Annotated in this window: 1 rRNA gene; it reads left to right on the top strand. The window is 51.1% G+C overall.

The window, feature by feature from the left end:
• Positions 1 to 2,517, top strand: a 23S ribosomal RNA gene (locus ACQRD5_RS16975); the annotation flags it as partial.
• Between the last annotated feature and the right edge of the window lie 3 nt (positions 2,518 to 2,520).

The following is a 2,520-nucleotide window of genomic DNA, read 5'->3' on the forward strand; positions in this document are numbered from 1 at the left end:
ATCAAGTTCTGATCCAGAGTACCACGAGACACGTGAAACCTTGTGGGAAGCAGGGAGGACCACCTCCCAAGGCTAAATACTACCTGATGACCGATAGTGAAGAAGTACCGTGAGGGAAAGGTGAAAAGAACCCCGGGAGGGGAGTGAAATAGAACCTGAAACCGTGTGCCTACAACCGGTCAAAGCCCCTTATGAGGGTGATGACGTGCTTTTTGTAGAACGAGCCAACGAGTTACGGTATGTAGCAAGGTTAAGTACTTAAGGTACGGAGCCGAAGGGAAACCGAGTCTTAATAGGGCGACTAGTTGCATGCCGTAGACCCGAAACCGGGTGACCTATCCATGGCCAGGTTGAAGCGGGGGTAAAACCCCGTGGAGGACCGAACCACGTTGCTGTTGAAAAAGCATGGGATGAGCTGTGGATAGCGGAGAAATTCCAATCGAACTCGGAGATAGCTGGTTCTCCTCGAAATAGCTTTAGGGCTAGCGTCGGATATGAGTAATGGAGGTAGAGCACTGAATGGGCTAGGGGGCATATCGCTTACCGAACCTTATCAAACTCCGAATGCCATATACTATTAGTCCGGCAGTCAGACTACGAATGATAAGATCCGTGGTCAAAAGGGAAAAAGCCCAGATCGTCAGCTAAGGTCCCAAAGTGTAAGTTAAGTGGTAAAGGATGTGGGATTTCTAAGACAACTAGGATGTTGGCTTAGAAGCAGCCACTCATTTAAAGAGTGCGTAATAGCTCACTAGTCGAGAGATCCTGCGCCGAAAATGTCCGGGGCTCAAACTTACCACCGAAGCTACGGGCTCAAGTTTACTTGAGCGGTAGAGGAGCGTCGTAATCGGGCTGAAGTCGTACCGTAAGGAGCGGTGGACTGATTACGAGTGAGAATGTTGGCATTAGTAGCGAGATGTAAGTGAGAATCTTACAGGCCGAAAATCTAAGGTTTCCTGGGGAAGGCTCGTCCGCCCAGGGTTAGTCGGGACCTAAGCCGAGGCCGAAAGGCGTAGGTGATGGACAATTGGTTGATATTCCAATACCACTATTATCGTTATTATCGATGGTGTGACGGAGAAGGATAGGATGTGCTAGCGATTGGAAATGCTAGTCTAAGCATTTAGGGAGTTAAGATAGGCAAATCCGTCTTAACAATCCTGAGGTGTGATGGGGAAGGCCATTAAGGCTGAAGTATCTGATTCCCTGCTTCCAAGAAAAGCATCTAGAGAGAGAAGTAGTGCCCGTACCGCAAACCGACACAGGTAGATGAGGAGAGAATCCTAAGGCCATCGGAAGAATTGCAGTTAAGGAACTAGGCAAATTGACCCCGTAAGTTAGCGAGAAGGGGTGCCTGCGAGAGCAGGCCGCAGAGAATAGGCCCAAGCAACTGTTTAGCAAAAACACAGGTCTCTGCTAAAGCGTAAGCTGATGTATAGGGGCTGACGCCTGCCCGGTGCTGGAAGGTTAAGGGGAACACTTAGCGCAAGCGAAGGTGTGAACTTAAGCCCCAGTAAACGGCGGCCGTAACTATAACGGTCCTAAGGTAGCGAAATTCCTTGTCAGGTAAGTTCTGACCCGCACGAATGGCGTAATGACTTGGGCACTGTCTCAACTGCAAATCCGGCGAAGTTGTAGTGCGAGTGAAGATGCTCGCTACCCGCGATTGGACGGAAAGACCCCGTAGAGCTTTACTGTAGCTTAGCATTGAGTTTCGATATTGTCTGTACAGGATAGGTGGGAGACTGAGAAGCTAGGGCGTCAGCCTTAGTGGAGTCAACCTTGGGATACCACCCTGATAGTATTGGGATTCTAACTGGACGCCATGAATCTGGTGACAGGACATTGTTAGGTGGGCAGTTTGACTGGGGCGGTCGCCTCCTAAAATGTAACGGAGGCGCCCAAAGGTTCCCTCAGAACGGTCGGAAATCGTTCGTAGAGTGCAAAGGCAGAAGGGAGCCTGACTGCGACACCCACAAGTGGAGCAGGGACGAAAGTCGGGCTTAGTGATCCGGTGGTACCTCGTGGGAGGGCCATCGCTCAACGGATAAAAGCTACCTCGGGGATAACAGGCTGATCTCCCCCAAGAGTCCACATCGACGGGGAGGTTTGGCACCTCGATGTCGGCTCGTCGCATCCTGGGGCTGTAGTAGGTCCCAAGGGTTGGGCTGTTCGCCCATTAAAGCGGCACGCGAGCTGGGTTCAGAACGTCGTGAGACAGTTCGGTCCCTATCCGTCGCGGGCGTAGGAAATTTGAGAGGAGCTGTCCTTAGTACGAGAGGACCGGGATGGACTGACCTCTGGTGCACCAGTTGTTCCGCCAGGAGCATGGCTGGGTAGCTAAGTCGGGAAGGGATAAACGCTGAAGGCATCTAAGCGTGAAGCCCCCCTCAAGATGAGATTTCCCATAGCATAAGCTAGTAAGACCCCTTGAAGAACACAAGGTTGATAGGTCAGAGGTGTAAGTGTGGTAACATATTTAGCTGACTGATACTAATAGGTCGAGGGCTTGACCAATAA

The organism is Clostridium sp. SGI.024, assembly GCF_050315195.1.
Classification (GTDB): domain Bacteria; phylum Bacillota; class Clostridia; order Clostridiales; family Clostridiaceae; genus Clostridium.